Raw genomic sequence first — 2,537 nt, 5'->3', positions numbered from 1 at the left:
CTCCATTATAACAAGCTTAACAAACCCTTACCTTATTTCCCGCATGGCCCACTAGCGCTCAATTTGCCCCGGTTATTTAGGCGTTAAGTGCTATGGAGAGTAAATTGAAGAAATTCTTATTCGGTATATTTGCTGCATTATTTGGCATAAGTGCTAATGCTCAAATAGCATCTGCTGACTGGACAGTTGATCCAACTGAAACAACAGTTGGTATACATTTAATTTCTGATTACGGTAATGGCCAAACTTTATTATCAAAAGAAATTAGCAATAAAATCATTGCCACCGAGATCAATAAATTAGATTGGGTAAGTAATTTCTATCAATTCGTTGTTGTTTTAGAGCCAGGTGTTTCAATGGAGGTCGGTGGCAGCCTTAATGGTATTGATGGTTTGTCTGCAATGTATAGAAATCGTCATAATAGAATTGATGCTGTCATAAACGAAGCACCTCAAACTGTATTGCAAATGCAAAACATACTAGAAGATTTTATTTTAGGTAATGATCAGTGGCAAAAAAAATATGATTGTAATTTTAAAGCATACTAAAAAAGCGCATAATCGGGATAGGGAGCCGCTCTAGCGGCCCCCTCCCACAGCACCGTACATACGGGTCCGTATACGGCGCCTGGCCTGTTATTAACAGAGATACTTCATCGGGCAAATCGAATTCATATCAAGTGTCTATCGGGCCGTAGCCGGATGGTGAATCTTGCACCATAACGTACGCAAGGAAATGAGTCCGATCTCGTCGAAGTGTGCGTTGCTCAATCCACTGTTAGTGGCCAATGTCTTTGAGAGTCGCCAGTAGCTTTTACGTGATAACCCCAAACGGATTGCCTCACGCTTATTCACTCCCAGATTAATCAATGCCCGGATTCTGCGCCGTGGTCTGCGCCATTGTTTCCAATAGCACATTCTAAGACGTCTCCTCATCCAGCCGTCAAGAGCAACCGCATCATTGTACTTCAGCCCGCATCCATAATGCGCCATCCATCCCTGAGCATAGTGCTTCAGGCGGATGATGCGGGATCCTATGGATATACCCGGACATCGGCGTGTGATCAGTTTTAGCTCGCGCTTGAACTTCCGGACCTTACAGTCCAGCGTTCGAAGCTTCTTGTGGTGAATTTCGAATCCGAGTACAGAACTCTCTTTGACAGGGCTCACTTTACTCTTGGCCTGGTTCACCTTTACTTTGAGCTTGCACTCTAGGTAGCGGCTAATACTGGCCATCACGCGTTCACCCGCCCGCTTTGATTTGACGAAGATCGCCAGATCGTCAGCATATCGAATGAATTTATGTCCTCTCTTCTCCAGCTCCTTATCGAGATCATCCAGCAGGATGTTGCTCAATATAGGCGAGACCGGACTCCCTTGCGGGACCCCGAGTCGGGTTGGCCGCAGACGGCCATCCACCATGACGCCTGCTCGCAGGAAACGGCCCAGTAGTCTGAGCAGGCCTTTATTCTTCACTTTGCGCGCCACGCGTTCCATAAGAACATCGTGATTCACAGTGTCGAAGAACTTCTCCAGATCAATATCGATCTGAATGGTATAGCCTTGCCGATAGAACGACTGAGCCTGTCTTACAGCTTGCTGCACGGATCGATGGGGCATGTAGCCAAAGCTGTTATCTGAGAAGGTGGGGTTGAACATTTCTCCGAGCACCATTGCAATGGCTTGCATCAGCACTCGGTCTAACACACGGGGAATACCTAAACGGCGCACTCCCCCAGACTCCTTTGGAATTTCAACCCGAAGCGCTGGCGAAGGCACATAGGTCCCGTCCAGCAGTTGCTTCTTGATGTCATGCCACTGGGGTCGAACCCATTTTTGGAATTTCTCGATGCAGATACCATCGGCACCGGGCGCTCCTTTATTGGATCTGACCTTTTTCCATGCTTCGGTTATACTCGCATTGGATACGATGTATTCCACCGATGCAAAATCGAAAGGAGATGATTCTGTGACGCGCCAAGCATCCAAATCCCCGGTCGGGGTCAACGAATTACTTGAGCTCATGGGCACCTCATTTCACACTGCCCTCGGACCTTTCCCCGGGAGCAATCCCCGGGTTCTCGTCCTCGGCTGACTTCTGCCATGTTAACGCGCACCTTCGCAGGCTCTGTTCCACCACGTCTGTTAGGACGCTTAGGCTGGCAGATCTCCCCGGGTAAAAACATGATCTTTCCCTGCACAACCGCTACATTTACCATCCCCCATGGATCTGGATGGGCTTCGTCATGTTGTGCTGACTTGCCCTGGGGTTCGGCCTTATATGCAGTTTCTGTCCGTCGGCTCACAGGTTTGCACTCGGGCTTCTTTCAGCGTGTCTGTCACCAGACCTCACCTTGCCGTCGGCTAGTACTTTTAAAGGCGTCAATATGACATCCTCCCAGATATCGTACAGGGGACTTGCACCCCATAAAATCATGCCCATGCCGGGCACACACAAGAAAATTAACACGGAGGCAAATTTCGCTAGTGGGCCATGCGGTTAATTCGGTAAGGCTTTCTTCGCCCTATTTACCGAGG

At 48.5% G+C, this 2,537-nt stretch carries 2 protein-coding genes; one reads left to right on the top strand and one right to left on the bottom strand.

Annotated features, from left to right (window positions below):
* Nucleotides 1-104 precede the first annotated feature (104 nt).
* Complete coding sequence (locus KOO63_05320) at nt 105-548, top strand: hypothetical protein (protein MBU8921221.1); 444 nt, start codon at nt 105-107, stop codon at nt 546-548.
* A 135-nt stretch (nt 549-683) separates the two neighbouring features.
* Here the strand turns inward: KOO63_05320 and ltrA are convergent, their stop codons facing one another.
* The gene (ltrA, locus tag KOO63_05315; GenBank protein MBU8921220.1) at nt 684-2,024 is read right to left on the bottom strand and encodes a group II intron reverse transcriptase/maturase; all 1,341 of its coding nucleotides are present in this window, start codon (nt 2,022-2,024) and stop codon (nt 684-686) included.
* Nucleotides 2,025-2,537: the final 513 nt, after the last annotated feature.

It is taken from the genome of Candidatus Latescibacterota bacterium, assembly GCA_019038625.1.
Taxonomy (GTDB): Bacteria; Krumholzibacteriota; Krumholzibacteriia; order Krumholzibacteriales; family Krumholzibacteriaceae; genus JAGLYV01.
This window is presented reverse-complemented; position numbering and strand designations above follow the sequence as displayed.